Annotated in this window: 26 protein-coding genes and 1 riboswitch; of the genes, 8 read left to right on the top strand and 18 right to left on the bottom strand. The window is 68.1% G+C overall.

Annotated features, from left to right (window positions below; all coding sequences use genetic code 11):
* Positions 1–175: 175 nt before the first annotated feature.
* Both ACO0M4_RS32605 and ACO0M4_RS32600 read left to right on the top strand, forming a co-directional pair.
* Positions 176–730, top strand: a complete 555-nt coding sequence (locus ACO0M4_RS32605; RefSeq protein ID WP_430374675.1) for a lytic transglycosylase domain-containing protein — start codon at positions 176–178, stop codon at positions 728–730.
* Between the two features lie 553 nt (positions 731–1283).
* Positions 1284–1706, top strand: a complete 423-nt coding sequence (locus tag ACO0M4_RS32600) for an ArsR/SmtB family transcription factor (RefSeq protein ID WP_430374674.1) — start codon at positions 1284–1286, stop codon at positions 1704–1706.
* A 10-nt stretch (positions 1707–1716) separates the two neighbouring features.
* Here ACO0M4_RS32600 and ACO0M4_RS32595 read toward each other — a convergent pair whose 3' ends face one another.
* Together ACO0M4_RS32595 and ACO0M4_RS32590 are read right to left on the bottom strand one after the other, a co-directional pair.
* A complete protein-coding gene (locus tag ACO0M4_RS32595) occupies positions 1717–3105 on the bottom strand; it encodes a nitrate/sulfonate/bicarbonate ABC transporter ATP-binding protein (protein WP_430374673.1) in 1389 nt (462 codons plus the stop codon).
* A gap of 28 nt (positions 3106–3133) precedes the next feature.
* Positions 3134–4891: an ABC transporter permease gene (locus tag ACO0M4_RS32590; protein WP_430374672.1), complete on the bottom strand. Its 1758-nt coding sequence runs from the start codon at positions 4889–4891 to the stop codon at positions 3134–3136.
* Positions 4892–5469: 578 nt separating this feature from the next.
* Positions 5470–5643: riboswitch (M-box (ykoK) riboswitch) on the top strand.
* Between the two features lie 297 nt (positions 5644–5940).
* Here ACO0M4_RS32590 and ACO0M4_RS32585 point away from each other — a divergent pair.
* The 3 genes from ACO0M4_RS32585 to ACO0M4_RS32575 all read left to right on the top strand — a co-directional run bounded on the left by ACO0M4_RS32585 (position 5941) and on the right by ACO0M4_RS32575 (position 8419).
* The gene (locus ACO0M4_RS32585; RefSeq protein WP_430374671.1) at positions 5941–7593 is read left to right on the top strand and encodes an NRAMP family divalent metal transporter; all 1653 of its coding nucleotides are present in this window, start codon (positions 5941–5943) and stop codon (positions 7591–7593) included.
* A gap of 77 nt (positions 7594–7670) precedes the next feature.
* On the top strand, positions 7671–8012 hold the full coding sequence (locus ACO0M4_RS32580; RefSeq protein ID WP_430374670.1) for a hypothetical protein: 342 nt from the start codon (positions 7671–7673) through the stop codon (positions 8010–8012).
* A 131-nt stretch (positions 8013–8143) separates the two neighbouring features.
* Positions 8144–8419: a hypothetical protein gene (locus ACO0M4_RS32575; RefSeq protein WP_430374668.1), complete on the top strand. Its 276-nt coding sequence runs from the start codon at positions 8144–8146 to the stop codon at positions 8417–8419.
* Positions 8420–8908: 489 nt separating this feature from the next.
* Here ACO0M4_RS32575 and ACO0M4_RS32570 read toward each other — a convergent pair whose 3' ends face one another.
* From ACO0M4_RS32570 to ACO0M4_RS32540, 7 genes are all read right to left on the bottom strand, one after another.
* Positions 8909–9316, bottom strand: a complete 408-nt coding sequence (locus ACO0M4_RS32570) for a hypothetical protein (RefSeq protein WP_430374666.1) — start codon at positions 9314–9316, stop codon at positions 8909–8911.
* A 377-nt stretch (positions 9317–9693) separates the two neighbouring features.
* Positions 9694–10056: a hypothetical protein gene (locus ACO0M4_RS32565; protein ID WP_430374665.1), complete on the bottom strand. Its 363-nt coding sequence runs from the start codon at positions 10054–10056 to the stop codon at positions 9694–9696.
* A gap of 61 nt (positions 10057–10117) precedes the next feature.
* The gene (locus ACO0M4_RS32560; protein WP_430374664.1) at positions 10118–10735 is read right to left on the bottom strand and encodes a hypothetical protein; all 618 of its coding nucleotides are present in this window, start codon (positions 10733–10735) and stop codon (positions 10118–10120) included.
* Positions 10736–10916: 181 nt separating this feature from the next.
* Positions 10917–11252 (bottom strand): hypothetical protein, encoded by a 336-nt coding sequence (locus tag ACO0M4_RS32555; RefSeq protein WP_430374663.1) that lies wholly within the window; start codon positions 11250–11252, stop codon positions 10917–10919.
* 766 nt (positions 11253–12018) lie between these two features.
* Complete coding sequence (locus ACO0M4_RS32550; RefSeq protein WP_430374662.1) at positions 12019–12312, bottom strand: hypothetical protein; 294 nt, start codon at positions 12310–12312, stop codon at positions 12019–12021.
* 354 nt (positions 12313–12666) lie between these two features.
* A complete protein-coding gene (locus ACO0M4_RS32545; protein WP_430374661.1) occupies positions 12667–13179 on the bottom strand; it encodes a hypothetical protein in 513 nt (170 codons plus the stop codon).
* Between the two features lie 314 nt (positions 13180–13493).
* Positions 13494–14293, bottom strand: a protein-coding gene (locus ACO0M4_RS32540; RefSeq protein WP_430371350.1) for an IS5 family transposase whose coding sequence is annotated in 2 segments (ribosomal slippage) — positions 13494–13954 and positions 13954–14293 — 801 coding nt in all. Because the reading frame shifts where the segments join, the coding sequence is not laid out codon by codon here.
* 163 nt (positions 14294–14456) lie between these two features.
* Here ACO0M4_RS32540 and ACO0M4_RS32535 point away from each other — a divergent pair.
* Positions 14457–14993, top strand: coding sequence for a hypothetical protein (locus tag ACO0M4_RS32535; protein WP_430369027.1), 537 nt, complete (start codon positions 14457–14459; stop codon positions 14991–14993).
* Here the strand turns inward: ACO0M4_RS32535 and ACO0M4_RS32530 are convergent.
* The gene (locus ACO0M4_RS32530; protein WP_430369028.1) at positions 14950–15741 is read right to left on the bottom strand and encodes an IS5 family transposase; all 792 of its coding nucleotides are present in this window, start codon (positions 15739–15741) and stop codon (positions 14950–14952) included. The genes ACO0M4_RS32535 and ACO0M4_RS32530 overlap by 44 nt on opposite strands.
* Before the next feature lie 1412 nt (positions 15742–17153).
* Between ACO0M4_RS32530 and ACO0M4_RS32525 the strand changes: the two genes are divergently transcribed.
* The gene (locus tag ACO0M4_RS32525) at positions 17154–17711 is read left to right on the top strand and encodes a Uma2 family endonuclease (RefSeq protein WP_430374660.1); all 558 of its coding nucleotides are present in this window, start codon (positions 17154–17156) and stop codon (positions 17709–17711) included.
* 113 nt (positions 17712–17824) lie between these two features.
* Here the strand turns inward: ACO0M4_RS32525 and ACO0M4_RS32520 are convergent, their stop codons facing one another.
* Together ACO0M4_RS32520 and ACO0M4_RS32515 are read right to left on the bottom strand one after the other, a co-directional pair.
* Positions 17825–18373, bottom strand: coding sequence for a GNAT family N-acetyltransferase (locus tag ACO0M4_RS32520; RefSeq protein WP_430374659.1), 549 nt, complete (start codon positions 18371–18373; stop codon positions 17825–17827).
* Positions 18374–18594: 221 nt separating this feature from the next.
* Complete coding sequence (locus ACO0M4_RS32515) at positions 18595–19065, bottom strand: hypothetical protein (protein WP_430374658.1); 471 nt, start codon at positions 19063–19065, stop codon at positions 18595–18597.
* Positions 19066–19112: 47 nt separating this feature from the next.
* On the opposite strand from ACO0M4_RS32515, the gene ACO0M4_RS32510 reads away from it, so the two are divergent.
* Positions 19113–19814 (top strand): helix-turn-helix transcriptional regulator, encoded by a 702-nt coding sequence (locus ACO0M4_RS32510; protein WP_430374657.1) that lies wholly within the window; start codon positions 19113–19115, stop codon positions 19812–19814.
* A 113-nt stretch (positions 19815–19927) separates the two neighbouring features.
* Here the strand turns inward: ACO0M4_RS32510 and ACO0M4_RS32505 are convergent, their stop codons facing one another.
* The 6 genes from ACO0M4_RS32505 to ACO0M4_RS32480 all read right to left on the bottom strand — a co-directional run bounded on the left by ACO0M4_RS32505 (position 19928) and on the right by ACO0M4_RS32480 (position 24383).
* Complete coding sequence (locus tag ACO0M4_RS32505) at positions 19928–20179, bottom strand: hypothetical protein (RefSeq protein ID WP_430375344.1); 252 nt, start codon at positions 20177–20179, stop codon at positions 19928–19930.
* Between the two features lie 2 nt (positions 20180–20181).
* Entirely contained in the window at positions 20182–20643 is a 462-nt protein-coding gene (locus ACO0M4_RS32500) for a transposase (protein ID WP_430374656.1), read from the bottom strand.
* A 239-nt stretch (positions 20644–20882) separates the two neighbouring features.
* Positions 20883–21761, bottom strand: coding sequence for a hypothetical protein (locus ACO0M4_RS32495; protein ID WP_430374655.1), 879 nt, complete (start codon positions 21759–21761; stop codon positions 20883–20885).
* Positions 21758–22606 carry an MOSC domain-containing protein gene (locus tag ACO0M4_RS32490; protein WP_430375343.1) on the bottom strand — a complete coding sequence of 283 codons (849 nt, stop codon included), beginning with the start codon at positions 22604–22606 and terminating at the stop codon, positions 21758–21760. The genes ACO0M4_RS32495 and ACO0M4_RS32490 overlap by 4 nt, the downstream gene beginning before the upstream one ends.
* A gap of 203 nt (positions 22607–22809) precedes the next feature.
* Positions 22810–23415 carry a DJ-1/PfpI family protein gene (locus ACO0M4_RS32485; protein WP_430374654.1) on the bottom strand — a complete coding sequence of 202 codons (606 nt, stop codon included), beginning with the start codon at positions 23413–23415 and terminating at the stop codon, positions 22810–22812.
* Positions 23412–24383, bottom strand: coding sequence for a GlxA family transcriptional regulator (locus ACO0M4_RS32480; RefSeq protein WP_430374653.1), 972 nt, complete (start codon positions 24381–24383; stop codon positions 23412–23414). Before ACO0M4_RS32480 ends, ACO0M4_RS32485 begins: the two co-directional genes overlap by 4 nt.
* Positions 24384–24541 lie beyond the last annotated feature (158 nt).

The raw sequence follows: 24541 nt of genomic DNA, 5'->3' as shown, positions 1-24541 counted from the left end.
CGGACGGATTGGGCACATGCAAGAACAGCAAGCCGGAGCGACGGACAGTGGCCGGGTACGGCGACAAGGCCGGCAGCCCGAACGTCCCTCCTGGAAGGTGTCGTCGCCCGCCACGACGTACCGCGCTTCTCCGGCGGACGGAGGAATCAGGCGCACCGGCCGTCGAGGGTGCCTGGTGGGCCTGACCCTCGGAGCCGTACTCACAGTCGCCGCCGTCCTCGGCGTCGTCTGGTGGCTGCTCCGGCCGCCCGCACCGCCCACTATTCCCCTCCAGTACCTGCCGACCGTTCAGTCGGCCACCAAGACCTGCCCGGAACTGAGCGTTCCGCTGCTGGCCGCGCAACTCGACGCGGAGAGCCACTGGAACCCGCGGGCGGACTCCGGCCAAGCTCAGGGCATCGCGCAGTTCTACCCGTCGACCTGGGCGGAGTGGGGCAAGGACTACACCGGCGACGGCAAGGCCGATGTGTGGAACCCCGCCGACGCCATCCCGGCCCAGGGCGCCTACATGTGCCACCTGTTCAAGGAGATCAAGGGAATACCCGGCGACCCCACACGGCTCGCACTCGCCGCGTACAACGCAGGCCCCGGCGCGGTGCTCAAGGCCCAGGGCATCCCGCAGATCCCCGAGACACAGAACTACGTCAACCGGATCGAGGCACTGATCCCGAAGTACACCCAGACCTACGCCAAGCAGATCAGCGCGTCGCCCAGCCCGCCGGGCAACTGATGACCACACGGTACCGAGCGCCGTACCCCGAGCGGTGCACGGGACGCGGCGTGCGAAGCGGATGCCGAGTGCCCTCTGGCTTCCTCCGGGGCGGCGACCGCCGGTTCCGTGCTGCTTCCCGTGGTGCACCGCCACAGAGCGCGGGCCGACGGCTGTCCGCCCCTCGGTGATGGGTGCGGAGCCCACTGCGACGGCGGGTCTTGTGACGCACCGGTACGGCCATGCAACGCGTTCGGCTGCTCAGCTGCTTGCGAGACGGGGTAGATCCGCCTCGACCGCGATACGGGTGCCCAGCCTTGGAGAGCTCCCCGCCTCCGTGGACGATGACGCCGGAGGAGGCCAGCAGGTATGAGTGATCGAGTCAACCGCCGGGGCGGAGCGGCCACTTCACCCCCCGTTGTCGCAGCTGAGGCGATCTTGGTGGGGCGGGTGTGATCACGGCCTCGGAGCCGTCATGGGCAACTCTTGTCACCGGTCTCAGCCCGCGTCCACCGCGGCCAGTGTGCTGCCGGCGAGCCGTTTGCGCGGCGGTGCCGGGGGTTAGGGTATTTGCATGGGAGCGCAAGTTGAGGCGTGGGATGCGGCTGGGGCCGAGCGGGCGATCGCGGTGCTGAAGGCGGTGGCCGATCCGACGCGGTACCGGCTGTTGTGGGCGCTGAGCCGGCAGGAGTTTCCGGTCGGCAGCTTGGCGGAGATGGTGGGCGCGCACGTGGCCGCGGTCTCGCAGCACCTGGCGAAGCTCCGCACGGCGGGGCTGGTGGTCACGCGGCGGGAGGGTACGCGGATCTACTACCGGGTGGCCGGCCCGCATGTGCGGGGACTGCTGGAGGAGGCGTCGCTGGTGGCGTCGGCGGCGCCGTCGGAGGGCGCCGAGCCGGTGAGCGGGCAGGAGGCGGCGGCCGCGGTGGCGCAGGAGCAGCCGGCGCGGGCGGCCGGTCGCCGGGCGCGGGCCCGGCGGCCCGCGACGGCGGAGTAGCGGCCGCGGCTCACAACGGGGTGCCGGCGTCGTCGAGGCGGTACTCCTGGGGGTCGGCGTCGTAGGAGTACAGCTCGGCGTAGCGGCCCCAGTCGGTGGCGGTGTCCAGCTGCTGGTCGATCTGTTCGCTGGTGTAGTGGTGGGCGAGCAGGTCGCGGAAGAACCCGGCGCGCAGGGTGCGGTTCGGGTTCTGCCGAAGGCTGGTGGTGATCAGTTTGACCAGGGGGATCTCCAGTGCGGCGGGGGCGAAGATCGCCTTGGACTGCTGGACGTCGGCGTCGGCGAAGGCGGTGCCGCGTTCGGTGAGGACGAGGTCGTCCTGGCTGATTTTGGCCAGGCCGAGGAGGTCGAGGGCGTCGACGATGGGCAGGATGTCGTCGATCTCCAGGCCGAGTTCTTCGGCGAGGTCGGCGAGGTCGCAGCGGCCTCCTCGGTGGTCGACCATTTCGGCGAGGCCGGAGAGGGCGTCGACGCTGGTGGTGGGCAGCGGGGTGTTGGCGTAGGTGCGCTTCTCGCGTTCCATGGCCTCGGTGCGGCCGGGGAGGCGGGTTTCCTTGGGGCGGCCGGTCATGGTGCGGTAGACGCGGTCGATGAGGTCCTCGAAGGCGGCCGCGTCGCGGTCGCGGGGGCGGTCGAGGGCGACGTCGAAGGTTTCGCGGATGGTGCCGGGGCGGGAGCCGAGGACGACGATGCGGTCGGCCATCAGGACGGCCTCTTCGATGTTGTGGGTGACCAGGACGATGGCGCGGGTGGGGAACTGGCCCGATTCCCACAGTTCCAGCAGTTCGCCGCGGAGGTTCTCGGCGGTGAGGACGTCGAGGGCGGAGAAGGGTTCGTCCATCATCAGCACGTCGGGTTCGACGACGAGGGCGCGGGCGAAGCCGACGCGCTGGCGCATGCCGCCGGAGAGTTCCTTGGGGTAGGCGGATTCGAAGCCGTCGAGGCCGATGAGGTCGATGGCCTGGAGGGCGGCCTTGGCGCGCTGGTCGGTGGGGACGCCGCGGGCTTCGAGGCCGATTTCGACGTTCTGCTGGACGGTGAGCCAGGGCAGCAGGGCGAAGGTCTGGAAGACCATGGCGGTGCCGGGGTTGGCGCCGGTCAGCGGGGTGCCGCGGTAGGCCACGCTGCCGCTGCTGGGTGGGATGAGGCCGGCCAGGCAGCGCAGCAGGGTGGACTTGCCGGAGCCGGACTTGCCGAGCAGAGCGACGATCTCCCCGGCGCGGACGGTGAGGTCGATGCCGGTGAGGACCGGGAGTTCGCCGTCCGCGCCGGCGTAGGACTTGGTCAGGGCCTCGGTGGACAGCAGGACGTCGCCGTCGGCCGGGCGGGTCCGGTGCTGCGTCTGCGGGGTGCCGCCGGTCCGGCGGGTGCGGAGGTTGCGGAGGGCGCTGAGGACCATGGGGGCTCCAAGGCTGTCGGGCGGCGGGTCAGGCGGCGTAGCGGGTTACGGCCAGGCGGTACAGGCGGCGCCAGAAGAGGCGGTTGAGGCCGACGACGTACAGGCTCATCACGGCGACGCCGGCGATCAGGTGCGGGAAGTCGCCGTGGGCGGTGGCGTGGGAGATGTAGGCACCCAGGCCGGTGGCGGTGAGGGTGGTGGCGCCGAACGGGACGATCTCGGAGACGATCGAGGCGTTCCAGGCGCCGCCGGAGGCGGTGATGCCGCCGGTGACGTACGAGGGGAAGATGCCGGGGAGGATCAGTCGCCGCCAGCGTTGCCAGCCGTGGATGCCCAGGTCGTCCATGGCTTCGCGGAGGTCGGTCGGGATGGACATGGCTCCGGCGATGGTGTTGAAGAGGATGTACCACTGGGCGCCCAGCGCCATCAGCAGGACACCGCCGACGTCGAGGGACAGTCCGGTCCTGAGGAAGAACCAGACGGCGAGCGGGAAGAGGAAGTTGGCCGGGAAGCTCGCCAGGACCTGGACCAACGGCTGGGCGATGCGTGTCAGTTTCGGGGAGAAGCCGATCCGGACCCCGATGGGGACCCAGACCAGGGTGGCACCGGCGACCACCACGATCACCCGGGCGAGGGTCGCCAGGCCCAGCAGCAGGGGTTCACCGAAGACGCCGAGCCCGGTGCGGTCGCGCAGGTAGCCGATGAGGTCGATCAGGCCCCAAAGGATCATGCCGCCGGCCACGACGGCGAAGGCGATGTCGCCGGTGCGCTGCCGGCGCCGGTCGGCGAGCAGCGGTCGGTCGTCGGTGCCGAAGATCCGGCCCGCCCGGGCCAGTTCCCGCCCCAGGGGCCGCAGCAGGCGTCCGGCCAGCGCGGGCCAGTGGGAGCGGCGTAGGAAGTCCAGGACGTAGGAGCGCTGGACCTCGCTCGCCTCGGACTGCTCGTTCTTGAACTTCTCCACCCAGGCCGTCAGCGGGCGCCAGAAGAGGAAGTTCACGCCGATGACCATGACGGCCATGGTGACGATCGCCCAGCCGACCTTTCCCAGGTCGCCGTCGGCGATGGCCGCACCGGCGTAGGAGCCGACGCCGGGCAGGGCGTAGTCGCGGTTGTTGACGCTGATGGCCTCGGAGGCGACGAGGAAGAACCAGCCGCCGCCGAAGCTCATCATGCCGTTCCACACCAGTCCGATCGCCCCCGCCGGCAGTTCCACCTTCCAGAAGCGCATCCAGCGGGTGAAGCGGAACGAGCGGGAGAGTTCGTCCAGTTCGCGTGGGAGGGAGGTGAGGGAGTGGTAGAAGCCGAAGGTCATGTTCCACGCCTGCGAGGTGAAGATCGCGAAGATCGACGCGCACTCCAAGCCCAGCATCGAACCGGGGAACAGGGCGATGAACCCGGTCACCGCGACGGTGAGGAAGCCCAGCACCGGCACGGACTGGAGGATGTCCAGGGCCGGGATGAGGATCCGCTCCAATCGGCGGCTGCGGGCGGCGGCGTAGGCGTAGACGAAGGTGAAGACCGTCGAGACCGCGAGCGCGACGAACATCCGCAGCAGGCTGCGTGCGGCGTCGTAGGGCAGTTGGCCGGGGTCGGTGTCGACGTTGACGTGCTGGCCGGTGGCGAAGCGGACCGTGGTGCCCTGGCCCACCCGCAAGGTGGCGTACAGCAGGACCAGCACCGCGGCGGCGACCACCACGTCCACCCAGCTCATTCGGGACATCCGGCCGGCGACCCGGGAGGGCAGGGAGGCCCGCACGACCTCCGGGCGCGTGGGGAACGACGACATCACATCAACCTCCGACCACACTGTGGCCCCGACACCGCCCGCACCGCGCCCGTGGCGGACGGCCATGGTGCGAGTACGGGGCGGATTTCCGGCCCGGCGTGGGAGAAAACAGACAGGGAAGGACGCCTGCCGCAGGGGACGTGCCACGGCGCGTGCGGCGGGATCGAGACGAACGGGCGAGGCGCTACGGGCTTGGCCACGGATGCCGGGTCGATGCCGGGGAGAGTGGCGGACGCGTCAGTGGCTGCCGGTGAGGCAGCGGGGACTGAGGGGGTCTTGACCCATGGCTGCCTCCGTTCCGTGATGCGGTTCCACGGCGCCGGCCAGATGCCGCATCCGAAGTGCGGCGGGACGTGCGCCGTGAGCAGTCTGCCGCTTATTGCATCCATACGCAAATAAACGCGGTGCCGGCATGGTCGTACCCTTGGGGCTATTTGCGCATACGTGCAAATGTATGGATAAGTGCAGGCCAAGGCTTTGGGGGTGCGAGGTCGGTGTCGGAGCGCCCGCCGGCCGTCGGGCGCCGGCTCTACTTGCGTCGATGTGCAAATAGGTGCAGACTCTGAGGCGTTCAAAAGAAGGCACCTCGTTCGGTGAGGCGTCTGCAACGGACACAGGCCACTGACCCCACGACGTCGAGAGACGCCCAGGGTCAGGACAGGTCTCCCCGGCCCAAGGGGTGACCCCAAGTGGCTTCCCCCGTGGGGGATCACGCCGTGCAGTGCCAAAGCTCTGACGAGTTGGGGTGTACCGGTCGGGTTGACCGGTCCGCTCCTTGCCGAGTCGTACGGCGCCCCCGCGCGCCCCGGCCGGGAGGAGGCGAGAGACATGGACCGCGGTCCTCATAGTCCGGGCCACAGTAGGCCCGACCTCCGCCTGCCCTCGCTCCGTCCCGGCACGCGGTAACCACCCTCTGCGCGCTCCTCGCGCCCCTGCCCCGGCACCCGTGCGGCCTGCCGCCGCCGCGGGTCGTCGGCCTGCGCGCTGAGGGCAACGGGTTGCCCCCGCTTGCCCAAAACCTCCCCCTCGGGGGAACGGGAGGCCCTGCCATGACCGAAACCGCGCTCAGCAATCCGACCACTCCGGCACCGCGCGCCGCCGTCCTCGACGACGCCCACGTCGGCGACATCCGCGGCGCCCTGGGCACCATCAAGCAGGACGACACCGCCCCGCGCCACGGCCTGTCCGCGAAGCTCAAGACCCTGCTCGCCATCATCGGTCCCGGCCTGATCGTGATGGTCGGCGACAACGACGCCGGCGCCTTCGGCACCTACACCCAGGCCGGCCAGAACTACGGCACCCGCCTGCTGTGGACCCTGCTGCTGCTCGTCCCGGTCCTGTACGTCAACCAGGAGATGGTGCTCCGGCTGGGTGCCGTCACCGGGGTGGGGCACGCCCGGCTCATCCTGGAACGGTTCGGGAAGTTCTGGGGCGCGTTCTCGGTCATCGACCTGTTCCTGCTCAACGCGCTGACCATCGTCACCGAGTTCATCGGCGTGACCCTCGCCGTCGGCTACCTCGGACTGCCGAAGACCGCCAGTGTGCTGGTCGCCGCCGCGGTGGTGATCGTTGCTGCCTCCACCGGGTCCTTCCGCCGCTTCGAACGCACCGCGGTCCTGCTGTGCCTGGGCTCCCTGCTGCTGATCCCGATCTACTTCATCGCCCACCCCGCCACCTCGCAGATGGCGCACGACTTCGTCGTCCCCGGCCTGCCGGCCCACTCCCAACTCTCCGACGTCATGCTGCTGATCATCGCGATCGTCGGCACGACCGTGGCGCCCTGGCAGCTCTTCTTCCAGCAGTCCTACGTCATCGACAAGCGCATCACCCCGCGCTTCATGCGCTACGAGAAGGCCGACCTGTGGCTCGGCATCGTCATCGTGGTCATCGGCGCGGCGGCGATGATGGGCTTCACCGCGGTCACGTTCGCCGGTACCGGCGGCTTCGGGAAGTTCGACGACGCGGCGGGCGTCGCACACGGCCTGGAGGCGTACGCGGGCAAGACCGCCGGCGTGCTCTTCGCCATCGCGCTGCTCGACGCCTCGATCATCGGCGCCTCGGCGGTTTCGCTGTCCACGGCCTACGCGCTCGGCGACGTCCTGGGCCTCAAGCACTCCCTGCACCGCGGCATCAAGGGCGCCAAGGGCTTCTACGCCGTCTTCGCCGGCCTCATCCTCACCGCCGCGATCATCGTGATCATCCCCGGCTCCCCGCTGGGCCTGCTCACCGAAGGCGTCCAGACCCTCGCCGGCGTCCTGTTGCCCTCCGCCTCGGTCTTCCTGCTCCTGTTGTGCAACGACCGTGCCGTACTGGGCCCGTGGGTCAACGGCAAGGCCATGAACGTCTTCACCTCCTTCGTGGTCGCCGTCCTCGTCACCCTCTCCGTCATCCTGACCGCCGCCGTCCTCTTCCCCGACCTCACCTCCGCCGCGATCCTCGACATCATGGCGATCTGCGGCGTCGCCGGCCTGCTCGCCCTCGGCTACGCGGAACTGCGCCGTCGACGCAAGGGCTGGAGAAGCAGCGGCCGGCCCATCGACCGCACCGGCAGGGAAACCTGGCGGATGCCCCCGCTGGACCAACTGCCGGCCCCCGTCCTCTCCACCGGCCGCAAGGTCGGCCTGACCGCCCTGCGCACCTATCTGCTGGTCGCCATGGCCCTGGTGATCGTCCGCATCGTCCAACTCGCCATGGGCGCCTGACCACCCACCCGATCAGGTGGCGGCGGGTCCTCCCCACCCGCCGCCACCGAAACCCCCGTACGAAGAAGGGAGGGCCCATGCGCCTGCTCCCGCACCTCACCGGCCCCCGACCCATCGCGTCGCCCCTATGCCCCCGCCCCACCACCAACCACCGTCCCGGCCCGCGCCCCACCGGCCACATCTGCCCGCGGATCCGTTTGACCCTGCACGACGGCACCGAGCGGGACTACCTCCTCGACGGGCCGAGCAACTGCCCGCGCCCCCAGGGCCCGCACGCCACGTACGAACCGCGAGTACACCTCGCGTACGTCCTCGCCCGCCAGGGCCATGACGCCCGCTGGCTCGCCCGTTTCGCCGACCTGCCGCTGCCGGCCGCCGAGCGCGTCACCGAAGCCGCCGCCCGGGCCAGCCGCACCTGATACGGCCCGTGCGCCGCACGGGGCCCATCAGGTCCGCACGGGCGCGGTAAGCCCGCACACCGCCGAACCGTTCGCCCACCCGCGGCCAGTCCGCCTGGACTGCCGCGCCACTCTACGGAGGTGACTCCCACATGTCCGTCTTCACCGCTGTCCACATCCGCCACACCGCCACTGCCGTCCACGGCCGGAACACCGGCCACAGCATCCTCGGCGCGCTCGCCATCGTGGTCCGACGCATCGCCGACAGCCCCCTCGACGGCCCCGTACTGCATACGCTCCGCGGCCTGACGACCGTGCCCGAGCCCACCCCCGAGGAGCGCCCCGCCCGCCCACACGCCCACTGGCACACCGTCCTGGACCCCCAGGGCCGTCGGCGCCTCGAAGCGCACTGGCACGTGATTCCCTGACTCCCGCCCCCTGCGCACGGAAGACAGCGGTCCGGCAGCCCCTTCCCGCCGGACCGCTTCGGCGCACCGCCGCGCGAACCCCGCACCGCCCGCTGCTGTCTTCACGTCAGTTACCGGAAACCAGAGCCGATACCGCGAGGCGGTCGTCGACGCGGGAGGTGCCCGCGGAGAAGTGCCGGGCTGGAGGGATGGGGAGCACGCCGCCATCCACGGGCAAAAGAGGGATGAGGGCGTGGTGGCTCTCACCGGTGCTGCGGCGTCGATCTGCGGTACGGGTCAGGAAGTCGGGCTGCGAGGGCATTACGCTCGTTCCACGCCGGACCGGCCCCCGACGGTCGGCGATGGTTCGGCGACGTTACGCGCTGCTCTGCTTGCTGAGGACGGGCATGCGACGCGCACTCTGGCGGCCAGCGTCGCCCATCTTTCCTGAACAACCGCGCCCGGCCGTGGAGCCGTGAACGCCCCCTCGTCGGAGGGGGCGTTGTTGCCTTACTTGGCTGCGCGCTTCTTGCGTGCTGGCTTCGAAATAGGAGCCTCGGACTCGCGTGCGCCGGCTACGAATGGCTTGACGGCTTCTTGAAGCCTGGCCACGTTTTCGGCGCCAAGGTCAGCCTCATACCACTTGAGATCAAGGATCTGACGGATGCCGATCTGCTTCGTGCCGTCTTCGTTCATCTCCTCGGTTTCGTACTCCTCGTCCACCATCGCAGGCACAGCGAACCGGACCGTCGAGACGCCGTCCGTTACCTCGGGATTGAGGTCATCCTGGAGAATCGATCGCCAGTAAGTCGCCTTCTTGATGATCTGGTTGCCGACCGGAATGGGAGTGATTACCTCCTGAACACCCGGCTCGCCCTTCTGCGACTCATCAACCTGGATGGTTTCTTTAACGGACATGTTGGCGCCCCTTTCCTGTATGGTGCGCCTCAAACTTTAGCGGAAATAGGCGAGTTGAAGCCAATCGGGTTTCAGGAGCGGCTATCTCTCGCGAGTGAGAGGGCAAGCCGGCCGATCGCTGATGGAATCCCAGACGTTTCCCCTGGAAGGCTTCCACTTTGCGAGTTTTCAGTCGCGCTCATTGGTGAACTTCTCCGCCAAGCCCCCACAGTTCCTTGATGCCGATTTGCCTAGATTCGCGCTCCTGAAGCGGTTGCCGTTAGTGCCCAGGGGTTGCGTCTCGTGATGATGGTCCAAGATGGCGTTGGTTCAATACTCGCCGGATCGGAGGCGATGGGGTTCGGGTCTGGGTGCGTCGCAGCAAAGGTGAGCGTGCGTCAGGCTTCCCGTTTTGGGAGGCGGCCGGTTCGGTGCAGTTCCTCAATGACGCGTTGCTTCAGCTTGCGGATGTCGGCGGCGCTGAGGCTGTCCGCTACGGCGATGGCGGCGTTGGTTACGGCCTGCGCCACATCTGCTTCCAGGTCGCCATCGGCGACGGGTGAGGCGACGGCACTGTCGCTGAGGGGTGTGGTAGCGGTGGGCTCACCGCCGCGGAGGACCTCTTGACTTGAGCCGGGCGCCCGCTGGAGCACTTTTTCGACTTTGCCGTAGGTGAGGTCTCGAACGGGCCGGCCGTCTTCGACCTTCATGTAGGTGTTGATCGTGGCGTTTGATGCCTTTGCTACGTCGATCTTGTTCATGCCCAGCTCGACTCGTCGACGCCTGACGCCCTGTCTGGTCAGAGGCCACTGTCTCGGGACGTCATCGTGCTCGCGGTATCTCGGCGGGGGCGTTACGTGGACCAGTAGGGGTCACGCACATCCGGGGTGTAATCCGGACCCTCGCTGGGAGCCTTGGGAAACTTATCGCCTTCTCTCCTTCGATGTCACCGCTGGGCCCATCAGACAGGGCGCCAATGCCAGCGGAAATGTCTACGTCGCCGGCACCGCCCACCGTAAATCCAACGACGCGGCCGTCGGATGCTTTACCGGAGAGTGAAGGGGCTCGGGAGTTTGAGGAGCTGATCTCGAACCTCTCCTTCTTCCAGTGTTCACTGACGGCTGTGAGCAGCTCAGTCATCTTCTTCTCTGAGATTTTGGTGCGTACATAGCGATGTCTGCCGACGTGTACTTCGCCGGTCGGCTTGTTCGTGAAGGAATTCTTCACTTCCGACATGTGGGCCGGACCTTCTCGCCATTTGAGGTTGGGTTGTACCGCCTTGAAGATTTTGTCCAGAAGCGAGTCGACCTGCTTGACGGCCTGCGGTACGCCGATAGTCGGCTCGGGTTCCCCGCCGCGCAATGTAGAGCACGCGCTGAGACTGCTCAATGCGAGGATGGTGATGACGGCTATAAGTGGAAAAGTTTTTCGGCGCACCATTTTTATCTCCTAGCCTGAAAGGGGACTTTTTCGGGTGCTTCAGTGGAAGGCACATGTTGGCATCCACTCGGCCTTTGTAGCCTCCGAGTCGATGGGTCAGTTGTCCCTATTCTTGCTTGGCGTTTTCGAGCGCGGAGAAGCGAAGGTTTTCGAGGTCGCGGATAGCCAGAGTCACTGGGCGTCATCCAAAGGGGGTGGCCTGTCGGACAGTGTGCTGCGCCGCCGGTCGAGCGAACGACTTCGCAGTCTGCTCGTCGTTGTGCTCGTAGTTTCCCGCAGACGCCCTTAGTGATCGTGCGACCTCACCGCATTCTTTTTTGACATCCTCAAGTCGGTCGTGCCAGGACTGATGGGTTTTCAGCAGCTCCGCAACCATGTCGAGGTTCTCGGTCTGCCCCGGCACGGCCTGGTGGTGCGCGCTCAAACTGCCCAGGGCAGTTCCGACACCGGCTTGCATCTCTTCGCTGTGTCCAGCGGTCGCACGCAATGCGGCTGGGGCGACGTTCGTGGTCGACATACTTCCCCCGATTCCCCGTTGTTCTCGTACTCCTGGTACGTGAGGGTGCGCCATCGAACCCTCGCCGTTGCCAGTCCGTCACCCTATGCGATGAGCCCTGGGCAGTCTGGGTGCCACGGAGTGCGATCTAGCCAATGCGCGAGGCCCGGTGTCCGAGATCAGCCCAACCCGGCCCAGGCTGCCCACAGCTCAGGCTGGCTCCTGTTCCCACTGGGGGGTTGGGCGGGCCGCGGCTCCACGGCCTACGACCATCGAAGGCCGGCCGAGGGGCGTCAGGTCCATTGCGCGACACAGGCGCTGCCGCGCGGCTGTTGCTGCGGATTCGGTGTCGGCGAGCACTGTATAGACCACCGTCGGCATATCGGCATTCTGCCTCCAACGCAATGTAGTTGGAGGTGAAACGCACCGAATTCACCATCCCGGACAGGCTCCGGGATTGTCGGGCGCCCGCTGCACAATGGCGACAGCTCACCACATAGTCACGGTCCCGCCACGAGGAGCCCGCCATGAACGACGCTGTCATCGACGACAACTACAAGTGGCCAGCCTGCACCGTCTGCGGACGGGACCTGAGGGAGGCGGAACTCGGCCGCCAAGCGTGCCGCCCGTGCCAACGACGCGTCGATGACAACCTCGAAGCGCTCGCCGACCCCCACGGGCTGTACGCCTCACTCGCCCGGGCCCTCGCCCCCCCGGGCTGGCAGCGGCGACGTCCGTGTCTCGGGAGGTGCTCGTACCGCGCCGCTGCCGCTCCGCCTCGAACCGCTCAGCCTGTTGCGCCCGCGGCGTCGTCGTCACCGCTTTGCAGACCTGGCTCGTCGACTGGCACGAGCACCTCGGTTGGACCCACCCGCGGTGGCAAAGCAGCCTTCAGCAACAACTTGACCAGGTCGTAAAGGCACTCCGCAACAACCTCGAATGGGTAGCCACCGACCACTCCGCGTTCCGGGAATTCGCCACCGAAGTCGCGGCGCTCACCCGACCCTGCCAGCGTCGAGCCACCGGCGAGCGACCCGAGCGGCGCATCACCGCCGCATGTCCCTGCGGCGGGACCCTGCACATCACGATCTCCACGCCCGGTGCCACGGTGCACTGGATGCAGCACCCAATACAGCCGTGCCGATTTCCTCGAACTACCCCTTGTGCGACGAGACATGGCCGCCTAGCGAATCGTCTCATTTGGTGAGTCGATAGCCACGTCAGTACCACATCGCTTGTCACGGCATGGGAGTGGCTCCATCGATCAACCCATGCCTATATGCCGTCAGCCCGACAACAGGGGCCGCGTGATCGCGCCGGCGACGTTGCGGGCTGAGCGGGTTCGAACTCCGGCCGTTGGCTGAGCCTCCCAGAGGAGCCCAGCCAGCGGCCTTGCGTTTCGACTACGGGTCGGGCGGACTCCCGCAGCCCGGTCCTACGAGGTCGAAAGGCTCTCGGTCCGAACTGTGTAGTGGAGGCTGGGCGCAGGTGCCATTGCCCGCTGTTCCCCGCCTTCCGCGCGTACCGGGCTTGCCTCGCTCTGTGTGCTTTCCCTGCCTTCCTTGCCTTCCCTGCCCTCTGAGCCTCCGCCCTTGTGAGCGTCGTCTCCCTTGTCTCTGCTGCCTTCTCTCCCCTCTGAGCCTCCGCCCTTGTTTTCGTCGCCGCCCTTGATCTCGGCGGTGTTATCGCAGCCCGCGGAGGAGCCCATCCTGGTGCTCTGTGCACCCGGGGAGCCCTCGCCGCCGATCGCGTTGCCCAGCAGGCCGTTGGCGACCCCGACCTCGCCGAGGACGTCGACGTTCGTGTCGTGCGACCGGCACTGGCTGCCCTGCCTGATGTCGAAATCGGTGCCGCCCCGCCCGCCGGCGGCGTGGGCGGTGCCGGCTCCGACGAAGCCGAAGCTGCCGAGTGCGACAGCCGCGACGGCGGCCTTCTGAAGCTTGCGCATTTCTTCTCCGATGGTCGAAGGGTGCAATCTGTGATATTGCGACTTCTTACAGTCACAAGAGGTTAATACGAGACAAGCCGCAGGTGTTCGGCGGCGCGCCGGATCCAGGGCCGTGGCGAATGAGTGGCTGTACCGCGACAGGTGTAGACGCACCACCCCAACAGCCCAACCTGGAGCTGGCGAAAGTGTTGGGCGGGACGGAGCTGAAGCCTCAGGTCTTGGAGGCCCCGAGCAGGCTGACCGGGAGTACGGCGTCGAATAGCGTCATCTGCCACCACAGACTCGCCAGGTGAGATGACCTCTAAGACGTCATCTCATTTGGCTAATCTCCGGTAGCAGATGAGGGTGCAGGCGATGCTGGTGAAGGCGAGGAAGTGGTCGGCCTTGCGCTCATAGCGGCGGTGGAGCCGGCGGCAGCCGGCCAGCCACGACATGGTCCGCTCCACAGTCCAACGGTGCCGCCCCAGGCGGGTGGAGCTCTCGATTCCCCTGCGGGCGATGCGATGGGTGATGCCCCGGCCGCGTAACCATCGGCGCAGGTGGTCGTAGTCGTAGCCCTTGTCGGCATGCAGCTTTCCGGGCCGACGTCGCCTGGGGCCGCGGCGCGAGCGGATGGGCGGGATACCCCGCACCAGGGGTTCGAGGGCCTGACTGTCGTGCAGGTTCGCCCCCGAGATCCCAACGGACAGGGGCAGACCGGTCCGCTCTGTGATCAAGTGGATTTTCGAGCCGTACTTGCCCCGGTCCACAGGATTCGGACCCGTCAGGTCCCCCTTTTCAACGCCCGCATGTTCACCGAGTCGATCGCGCACCTCGACCAGTCCAACTCCCCACGGGAGCCGAGTTCATCGAGGACCAGACGGTGCAGCTTCGCCCACACCCGGGCTCTGCTCCACTCGGAAAACCGCCGATGGGTCGTCGCTCCCGACGGCCCGAAGGACGCGGACGGCAACTGCTGCCAGGTACAGCCGGACGTTGCCACGAACACGATCGCGGCCAACACCTCCCGGTCGCCGTGCCGACGCCGTCCGCCGCCCTGAGGACGCATCGGCGCCTCCGGCACCACCCGCTGGAACAACTCCCACAACTCGTCCGGCACCAGCCGCTCAACAATCCCCACCACAGCCAGCAGTCTACCGATGCAGCCAAATGAGATGACGTCTAAGAAGCTGTTGTCTTTTCGCGCTTGAGGGCGGCGTTTTCGCTGGTCGGGCATAGCAGTGGCGGTCCGGTGGGAGTGGTGGCGTGTCGTGTCATTGCTCCTTGGGAGGTTGTGGATGCCGTCGGTCGTCGGACTGCTGGAACAGCAAGAGGCCGCCGCTCGCCGTCGAGTCGACGGGCTGCGTGAGGAGGCCGACCGCATCCAGGCCGAACTCGCCGCGGCCGAAGTGGAATGGCAGGAGTGGGTGATCGCTCGCAGGCGGGTCGATACGGTGCTGGCTCCGGATGGCGGCAGCATCGCCGGCATGGAGGTCACCCCGGATCCACAGAATGCGGACGCGCCGCCGACGCCCCGGGATGCGGCGAAGGCAAAGTCGCAGGTGCCGGTGTGGCACCAAGGGCTGGCCTGGTCGGCGCTGTCCGTGGACTACCAGCGCATCCTGCAGACTCTCACGGACCGGCACCGGCTCGGCCAAGGGCCGCTGACCTGCCAGGAGATGACCCAAGCGTTCGGCATGGACGTGGTGCCGGCGCGGGTGGAGGCACTACGGTCGAAGGCGAAACGCCTGGTCGCGCGCGGCTGGCTGGCCGAGCCGGCGCCGGGCCGCTTCACCCTCGCGCAGGGCGTGGCCTCGCCAGGCGACGGGTCATGAGCAGGATCATCGACCAGTAGACCATCGCCTCGGCGCTGGTGGTGCGCCGCTCGAAGTCGCGCACCAGGCGGCGGGTGCGCATCAGGTGGGCGAAGAGGCGCTCGACGATCCACCGCTTGGGCAACACCACGAAGCCACGCATGTCATCGCTGCGCTTGACGATCGCCAGCACCAGGGCCAGCGCGGCCAGGCAGTACTCGACGAGGCTGCCGGTGTAGCCGCCGTCAGCCCAGACCAGGGCCAGCCGGTGGTGCGCGGCGGTCACCTGCTCAAGCAGCACCTGGGCGGCGGCGCGGTCGCCGGTGTCCGCGGCGGTGACCATCACGCCGAGCACAAGCCCGAGCGTGTCGACCACGACGTGCCGCTTGCGCCCGTTGATCAGCTTCCCGCCGTCAAAGCCGCGACTGTCCGAGCCGACGACAGCGTCCGCCTTGACCGACTGCGAGTCGATCACCCCGGCGGTCGGCTCGGCATCCCGGCCCAATGTCTCGCGCAGGCGATCCCGCAGCCGGTCGTGGAACTCCGTGACCAGCACGTGGTCGCGCCAGCGACGGAAGAACGCATACACACGGTCCCACGGCGGGAAGTCGGCCGGCATCGCGCGCCACTTGATGCCGTTGTCCACGAGATAGCGAACCGCGTCCAGCATCGTCCTATGACAGTACGCCTCTGGCCGACCGCCCCGGCCACGCATCCAGCCCGGCACCGGCAGCAGTGGCCGGATGGCCGCCCACTCCGCGTCCGTCATGTCCGTCGGATACCGGCGCCGCCGCTCGGATCGGTCAGCCGCGTTGCCGTACACGTGCGCGAGGCAATCACACGACAGAGCAGCCGAGTTGGACTGCCCGGCCAACGACACGGAAGACTGCGGCACCGGGGCCTCCTGATGCTCTATGGATTCGACACCCACGAGCTGTTCAGGAGGCCCTACCTTCATGCTCTCGCCACGGCAGGATCACCCAACCGGGAACCCGAGTTCGACCAGCACTGCTCAAGATCGAAAAGACAACAGCTACTAATAACTCCAGCCGTAGTTGGCGGCGGCCCGTATGGTCGTTGTGGCTTGATCTCAACCGTGGTTCATGTCTGAGGCTGCTTTGAGGCGTTGACCGCGACCTGGGACGCGTCCCGGAACCCCTAGGGTGCTTCTGATGGCTCTTGGACGGTGTCTCGGAGCCAGATGATGATCGCTGCAACAGTCAGGGTGCCGTTGAAGACGTAGTCACGTTTGTCGTACCTGCTGGCGACAGCGCGATGCTGTTTCCATTTGCTGACGCATCGCTCGACGGAACTGCGGTGGCGGTACTGGGTCTTGTTGAAGGCCGGAGGACGTTCGCCGGCCCGGCCCTTCCGCTGGCGGTTGGCCCGCTGGTCATCGGGCTGGGCGATGGTCGCCTTGATGCCCCGTCATCGCAGGTAAGCACGGTTGTCGTAGCTGGAGTACGCCTTGCCACCGCGCACGCGATCCGGTCGGCTGCGCCGTCGGCCCGGTCCACACCGCCGGATCCGCAGGCCCTCCAGCACACGGATGAACATGGGGCTGTCGCCCCGCTGGCCTGGAGAGGTCTGCCAGGTCAGCGGGCGGGCCCGGTCGTCGGCCAACAGATGGACTTTGCCGGTCAGTCCGCCTCACGAGCGTCCCAGCGCCTCACGCCCATCAGCTTCCACACGCGAACCGCCCCCTTTTGCGGAAAGTCCCGCGGCGGCCGGCGGCCGGCGGCCGGCGGCGGTCACCAGCCGCGTGCTGATGCGCCCGGCAGGACGCCGCACCGCCTCCGCCGTGGTGCGTCCGAGCCGGGCGTCGGCCGCGGACGATCAGAAGGCCCCTTCTCCCTGGGGAGGGACCTTCGTCGTTCGCGATCACGACTACGCCGTTGGTCACCTCCGAATTTTCGGAGGTCGGGCTGCGAGCGCCTCGGGCCAGCCGCCGCGGTTGCTTCTCCAGAACGGCAGGACAGGCGTCGGGCCCTGGGAAGCACAGCCGGGGCCCGACGCTATGGATACCAGCCTGCTCAACGGCGTGGGCCAGGCCCTGTCACGCAGCGGCATCAACAGCGCCGTCAGGTCGCCCACCCGGGGGACACCAGCCGCCCACCCCGCCCGCGGCCAGCCGGGACGCTACGTTGAGAGCACACGCCGCCGCAGCTGAAGGACGGTCCAGTGAGTGAAGTCCCCGCCGACTACGCCCAGGGCATCGACCCCGAACGAGCCCTGAAGTACGCCATCCAGCACCTCAAGGACGACCGCGCCGAAATCATCGAAGGGGTCATCGAGACCGTGCCGCCCAGCTGGGACCACGAAGCCGTAGCTGACACCCTCCGCGAACAGATCCGCGGCCGCGCCCGCGAACTCGGCTGCGTCATCGGCTCCGGCAACCTCGACCTGCCCGGCTCCCCCAACTGGTACATCCCCGACCTGGCCGTCGTCCCCGCGGCCGCGGCCAAGGGCGCCGGCGCCCTGCTGCCCGCCGACACCCTCCTCGTCGTCGAGGTCACCTCTGAGTCCAACGGCGACACCGACCGCGTCGTCAAACGCAAGCGGTACGCCGAATACGGCGCGCCGCTGTACCTGCTGGTGGACCGTCAGGAACGGTCGGTGACGCTGTATGCCGAGCCGGGCCGCCTGGGCTACACCCGCGCCGACGGCCCCCACCCCTACGGCACCACGATCCGCCTGCCGGAGCCGTTCAGCCTGGACCTGAATACCACCGACCTCTGACACTCGCCCCCGGGCGGGAACTCTGGCCTGCCCCAACGTCCACGCCATTGTTGTCCGCGCCGAGGCCGACGACCGCTCGATGGCGCCGTGGATCGGCGCTGTCGAGCACGAGCTCAAGCGGGTGGCGTGACCGAAGACCACACGCCAAGCCACTGCTCGGCGCCGTACGCCTCGAACCGCTCCAACTCGGTGAACCCCAGCTTCGCCGCGAGGCGCATCGAGCGGGCGTTGGCGGTCTGGGTGTAGAGCACCACCGGCTCACCGGGCAGCGCGCCGGCGAACCAGTCGAGTGCCGCTGTGCACGCCTCGGTGGCGTACCCGCGTCCCCACGCCTCCGGCAGGAACAAGTAACCGAGCTCGGTCTCCCCGGCCTCCGGACGGCGGATACCCGGACGCTCGGGATCGTGCGGGTCGAGCTGGATCGTGCCGATCAACGCTCCGTCGAGCTCGACCACGTAGAAGCCAGGGCGCCGCCCCGGCACCTCGGGCATCGTGCGTTCGAGCTCGGCACGCGGTCGAGGGCCACCGAGGTAGGTGCCCACCTCTGGCGAGGCGTTCAGCTCGATGCACGCCGCACGGTCCCGGGCCTCGGACTCGCGGAGTACGAGCCGCTCGGTCTTGATCGGGGCGGGCGGCCAGGCGAGGGGTCTGGGGTCAGCCATACCAGCCAACCTAGGCAGCAGGCTGGGAAGCGATCAAGACTTGCCGACCGATCAAGCCACCGGCCCGGGGCCTCACCCTCACCAACGGGGCCGGGCCGGCACTAGAGTTCGTCTCCCCGATCTAGCGTCATTCCGGTTCCTGCTCGAACGCGAGGTGCGGTGGCCGGCGTCACTGCGTGGGGGCGATCGAATCGAGGAATACCAAGGCCCTGGGCGGCAGTTCAGCCGGCGAAACCCGCTATCTCCCGGCTGCGGCCAGCCCACTGGATCACGTACGGCATGGCGACACCGGACACGACGAAGATGGCACCCATAAGGAGCCAGCCGGGCGTCCCCCAGGTCACGCAGAGCAGGCCGAGCAGGCTCGGTGCGACGACGTAGCACAGACCCATGCCCATGCCGAACACCCCGGAGTACTGGCCCTGGGCATGCACGGGAGCGAGCCGGAAGCGGAGCTCCAGTGATCCGGCCGCATGCCACAGCGAGCCCACCGTGTGCACCGCAACGCCGGTCATCATGATCGTCACGGCGGCCCAGCCGGGTACTCCGGAGGCTGTCGCGATGACGGACATGCCGATCAGGAAGGCGAGGCCGGCGCGGCGGATGGCCTGCCCCGCGGTCGTGCCTGCGCCGCGCAGCTCCGCCCGCCCGCATCCCGATCGTGCTAAAGAGAGCCGCCTGGTACGACGCACCGCGACCCTGCAGACACGCAGGGCATACGAAAGGGGCCGCTCCCACCATGTGCCCTCCCGATCCGCCCCACGTCCCGGCCGCCACGCCCACCCCCGGGCCGCCCACGCCCTCTCCTCCGGCGGACCCGGAATCGGATCCCACCGTTTGGCGTACCCGGTTCCTGAACCTGCTCGACCGCATCCCCACGCCGACCGCGATCAGCACCACCGAAGGCGAGATCACCGTCGCCAATCCGGCCATCGCGGCACTGTGGGGCCTACCTCCGGGGCGTCTGGCGGGTCGTAACCTCCTGGACCTATTCACCCCCACCGAGGAAGGTCAACTGGCCAGGGTCGAGACGGCGTTGGCCAAGGGGCGGCGCTCCCGCTATCCCGTACGCGTACGTTGGACGGCCGACGCGGCGACGCACTCAGGGCAGCTCACCATCGAGCCGGTCAGTGACCCCGGCGGCGACCCGCCGCCGCTGCTGGCCACCCTGCACATCGACGAGCGGCCGCCCACACCGGACCGTGGGACGGACGTACCGCTCCTCAGCGCACAGGAGTCCCGCATCCTGGCGTTGATCGCCGCGGGCTGCACCACATCCGTGGTCGCTCGTACCGTCGGCCTGACTGACGACGGCGTCAACTACCACCTCACCCGCCTGGGCCGCCGCCTGCACACCCCCAACCGCACCGCACTCGTCGCCCGGGCATACGTCCTGGGCTTTCTTTCCCCCACTGCCTGGCCACCCGAACCCCACCCCTGAGAGGGGCACGGAGCGGAGTGGAGCACGGCATACGGTGACCTCCACACCACCGGCCTCGCCAGGGCAATGCCCCTCCCTGCTCGTCTCAGAGGAGTGCGTCCCCTTCACGTCCTTCAGCACGAGGGTGCGAGGGAGCACGACGAAGCCCTTGGCGTCGTCGCTGCGCTTGACTGTCTCCAGCGTGAGCTGGGGTTTCTCCCCGGCCCAGTCAACGAGCTTGCCGGCGTAGTCGCCGTCGCCCCACACACCAGGGTGATCCTCTCGTAGAGTTCACGCAGGAACTCCAGGGAGGGGCGGGCACCGTCGCGGTCCTGGACGCTGGCGGCGGTGACCAGCACGACCAGGAGCAGGCCGATCGTGTCCACGATCACGTGGCGCTTGCGGCCCCCACCTTCTTTCCCGCGTCCCACCCGCGCGTCTCGGCACCGACGGTCTCCGCCGCGCGCACCGACTGCGAGTCGATGACCGCGGCACTCGGTTCGCTCTCGCGTCCCTCGGCCTGGCGGAGCTGTTCGCGCAGGTCGTTGTGGAAGGCAAGGGTGAAGCTCTCACGGTTCCAGTGGGTGAAGATCGCGTGCAGGGTTTTCCGGGGAGTGCCGTAGCCGACAGGCAGGTTGCGCCACTTGTTGCCGATGTCGGCGATGTAGCAGAGCGCGTCGACAACCAGGCGACGGCAGTACTTCTCCGGATGCCCGCCGTAGCCGTCCAGCCAGGCAGACCCGGGCAGCAGCGGCTCGATGGCGTGCCACTCCGCGTCCGTCATGTCCGAGGTGTACTGGCGGGGACATACGGGGCGCTCGGCGCCGTGGCCGAAAGTCAGGCCACGCACGAACAGTGGGTTTCCTCATCCGCCGTGACAGCGGCGGGCATGGGCGCGTGCAACGGCATGACAGGACCTCTTGATGCGGCTGAGCATTGTGACACCTCCGCTGCTTTCAAGAGGCGCTGCTCGTGCGGCTCGCTTCACGAGTTCCGGTCGCACCGCTCAAACGATCAGTTCACGGGAAGGCCCTGAGGCTTGTGGGGGGACGGTCGGGGCGGCGCGAGGGTCAGCCCGTTGCCAGAGCATCACCTTGTCGGGTCTGTCAGTGCCACAACGACCGCATGCAGAACCCTCGCCCGGTCCGTGCCGGGGGCACTGCGGGCGATGCGTAGGGCGTGTTCGGGGTCGCTGACGGCCACCCTCGTGGCTACGACGGCCAGTGCGTCTGCTCGGGCGTCTTCGACCGCGTATGCCGCGTATTTCGCCTGGTTGATCAGGCGCTCGGCGCGGTCGGGATCCTTGGTGGCCACCACCGTGACCAAGTCGATGTGCGCTGTCATTCGGCAGTACTTGTCAGTGATGGTGCTCAGCAAGGACTCGGCGCGATCAGGATCCCTCGTGGCCAGCGCCTTCACCATGGCAGCCCGAGCCTCCATCCTCGCCTGCCGGCCCTTGATGATCGCGTTCGCGATGGACTCGGCGAGGTCAGGGTCACTGGCCGCCACCACCGTGACGACGGTGGAAAGTGCTTGGGACCGGATATACCTGTCGGAAATTGCGTTCGAGATGCGTTCGGCGCGCTGGGGTTCGCTGGCAGCCGCTGCTTTGGCCACGATGGTAAGTGCTTGCAACCTCCAGGATTTGTCAGGGATTGCGTTCGCCATGAATTCGGCAAGGTCGAGGTCGCTGGCGGCCACCACTGTGAGCAGAGAGGCAAGTGCTTTCGACCGGAGGTACTGCTTGGGGATTGCGTTCGCCATGGACTCGGCACGGTCGGGGTCACTGGCCGCCACCGCCGTGATCACGCCGACCAGCGCCATCTCTCGGAAGCACCCATTACCGATCGCACTCGCGGCGTTCTCTGCTCGGTCGAACAGAAGCCTCGCACGCACGGAGTCGAAAGCAGCCGCCGCGCGGGCCACCAGCGCCGCGGCCCCGGCCGTCCGGCTCCTGGCTCGGCTCATGGTTGACCGGACCGACCCTGCAGCTCGGAAGGTTCCCACCGGGTGACGTTCACGGCGTCTCCGATGGAGATCTCTCCAGGCTGGAGCACGGCGTACTTGGCACCGAACGCGACACCGCCTTCGGCTGCCCGGCGATACGTGGCGAGGGTGCGCAGCGGTTCCGGGCCCGCCTTGGCTGCGGTTTCCTGGTTCACCATCACGACGGCGCAGCGGATGGCGAGTTTGGCGTACGCCAGTTCGGCGTCGCCGATGCGGATGCGGAAGGCGCGGTCCTCGGTGTGCGGCTCGTCCCAGCCGTCGACCACGATGTTGGGTCGAAAGCGGGGCATGGGCAGTGCTTGCGCGCCGCGTGCCACAAGCTTGCCGTTGAGCAGGTCCAGGCTGGCACGGGAAATGAGGTGCACGGCGCAGCTGTCGGCGTAGCCGGACGTGCCCGGCGTCCTCCCGTCGGTGATGCGGTGATGTTCCGGCGGCACGCGCACCAGTCGGCTTCCCGCGCCCAGGACGTCCGATAGCCACTCGGCGGCCGGGGTTCCCTGGTCGATTCCTTGGTACCGGGTTCCGAAGAGGTCGATGTCTTGTCGTGGGCCGGTGGTGTCCACGTCGACCCGCACCGACCCGTAGTCCTCCGTCCGTAGCGTGAGGTACTCACCGTCCGCGCTGACATCGGGTGCGATCAGCGCAAGTCGTGGATCCCGGCGCTGAGTTCTGAAGACCCCTTGTTCGCTGACGACCAGGAAGCTGCGGTCGTGCGCGAGCCCGGCCGGCATCACGGTGGCGGCTTCTGTCGATACTGCGGCGCCGCCCTTCACCGGGTAGTACAGCAGGCCGGCGACCTTTGCCATGCTTCGTCCTTTGATCACGAGCGGACACTCAGCGCAGGGGCGTGGTGAGTTGCTGAGCGCGGGGTTTGCGGCCGTCGGCCCATGGGCGGGGCGCCAGCGTGGCTGGTGACGGTCATCGGCGGCGACCGCGGACAGGTCCAGAACCACAACGCCCGTGACTTCCCCACCGAACGGGCGGCGCGGAGCTGATGGTTCGGTGGGCGTCAGATGGCGACCGGTTCATCGGCGAGGTAGGGCGGGGCGGGCTCGTACTGGATGTACTGGCGCACGGCGCGGGCGTGGTCGCGGCCGTGGAGGCGGCCGATGAGCCACAGGGCCATGTCGATTCCGGCCGAGACGCCCTGACTGGTGATGAGGTTCTCGTCGACGACGTAACGGGCGTCGCGGACCACGGTGACGTCGCCCCGGGCCTGGAGGGTGTCCTCGAACAGGTAGTGGGTGGCGACCCTTCGGCCGCGGGCCGGGCCTGCCTCGTGCAGCAGCAGGGCCCCGGTGCACACGCTGGTGGTCCATGCGGTGCTGGCGGCGGTCTTACGGATCCAGTCGATGAGCACGGGGTTGGACACTTCGCGACGGGTCCCGTTGCCGCCCGGGACCAGCAGGACGTCCAGCGGAGGGTGGTCGTCCAGGGTGTGGTCCGGCAGGACCCGCATGCCCTTGTTGCAGCGGACGGCGCCGGGGTGTTCGGCGATGAGCAGCGCGGTGTCGGCGTGTTCGCGCAGCATCGAGGAGGCGGTGAAAACCTCCCACGGCCCGGTGAAGTCCAACTCCTCCGCCCCGTCGAAGATCAGTATCCCGTAGGTGGTCATAGGTGCTCCTTGGTGGATCGGAATCGGTCGCGGTAGTCGGACGGTGCAACGCTCAGATGCCGGTGAAAGGCGCGGCGCAGCGTCTCGGCGGTGCCGAAGCCGTACCGACGCGCGATGGTCTCGATGGGGTGGGCGCTCTCGGCCAGCGCCCGCTTGGCAGCCTCGATGCGTACGCCCTCGACATACGTCGCGGGTGGGATGCCGAGCTCGGCTGTGAACCGGCGCTGGAGATGCCGGGGACTCAGACCGGCGTGCGCAGCGAGATCGTTGATGCCATGCCTGGCACCGGGATCAGAGTGGATCGCCGTGACCACGGCGCGGATGGGGTCGCTGGCCGGCTGCGCGGACCACAACGCCACGCTGAACTGCGACTGGCTGCCAGGGCGGCGCAGAAACAACACCATCTCCTGCGCGACGGCGTGGGCGACCTCCCGGCCCAAGTCGTCCTCCACCAAGGCGAGTGCGAGGTCCATCCCCGCCGTCACCCCGGCTGACGTCCACACCCGCCCATCCCTGAGGAAGATCGGATCGCAGTCGACGACCAGTTCCGGATGCTCGCGGATGAGTTGCTCCTCGCGCGCCCAGTGAGTGGTCACCCTCCGCCCGTGCAGCAGTCCGGCGGCGGCCAGTAGGAATACCCCGCTGCACACCGACGTGACGCGCCGAGCGGTGGCCCCCGCGGTGGCAATCCAACGTGTCAGCGCCGGATCGTGCCGAGCTTGGTCGATTCCGCCGCCGCCAGCCACCACCAACGTGTCGATCCCAGCAGGGTTCAGATCGGCCACACCGTAGGGAGCGTGTACCGAAAGTCCGCTGCCGGACCGCACTGGACCCGGCAGCGGTGCCGTGATCTGGCAGGAGTACCCGCCGGTGAGCTGGTCGGCGTGCTGGAACACCTCGTACGGGCCGAAGAGGTCCAGAGGCTGGAAACCCTCGAAGATGACGAAGACTATGCGGCGCTGCTTCACCCCTTCACTCTGTGATCCGACGCCGGTGGCGTCAACGACGGATACCCCACACTTCGCGCCATGCCGGAGCGGAAGTGAACGACAAGGCCACGGCTGGGCTGAACTGGTTCAACGTGTTGAGCTTCGAACCGGCGACGTTCGCGGTATTCGTCAGCGAC

Origin of the sequence: Streptomyces sp. RGM 3693, from assembly GCF_050471125.1 — a bacterium.
Lineage (GTDB): Bacteria > Actinomycetota > Actinomycetes > Streptomycetales > Streptomycetaceae > Streptomyces.
Note: the sequence above shows the minus strand (reverse complement) of the source record. Positions and strands in the feature narration are given on the sequence as shown.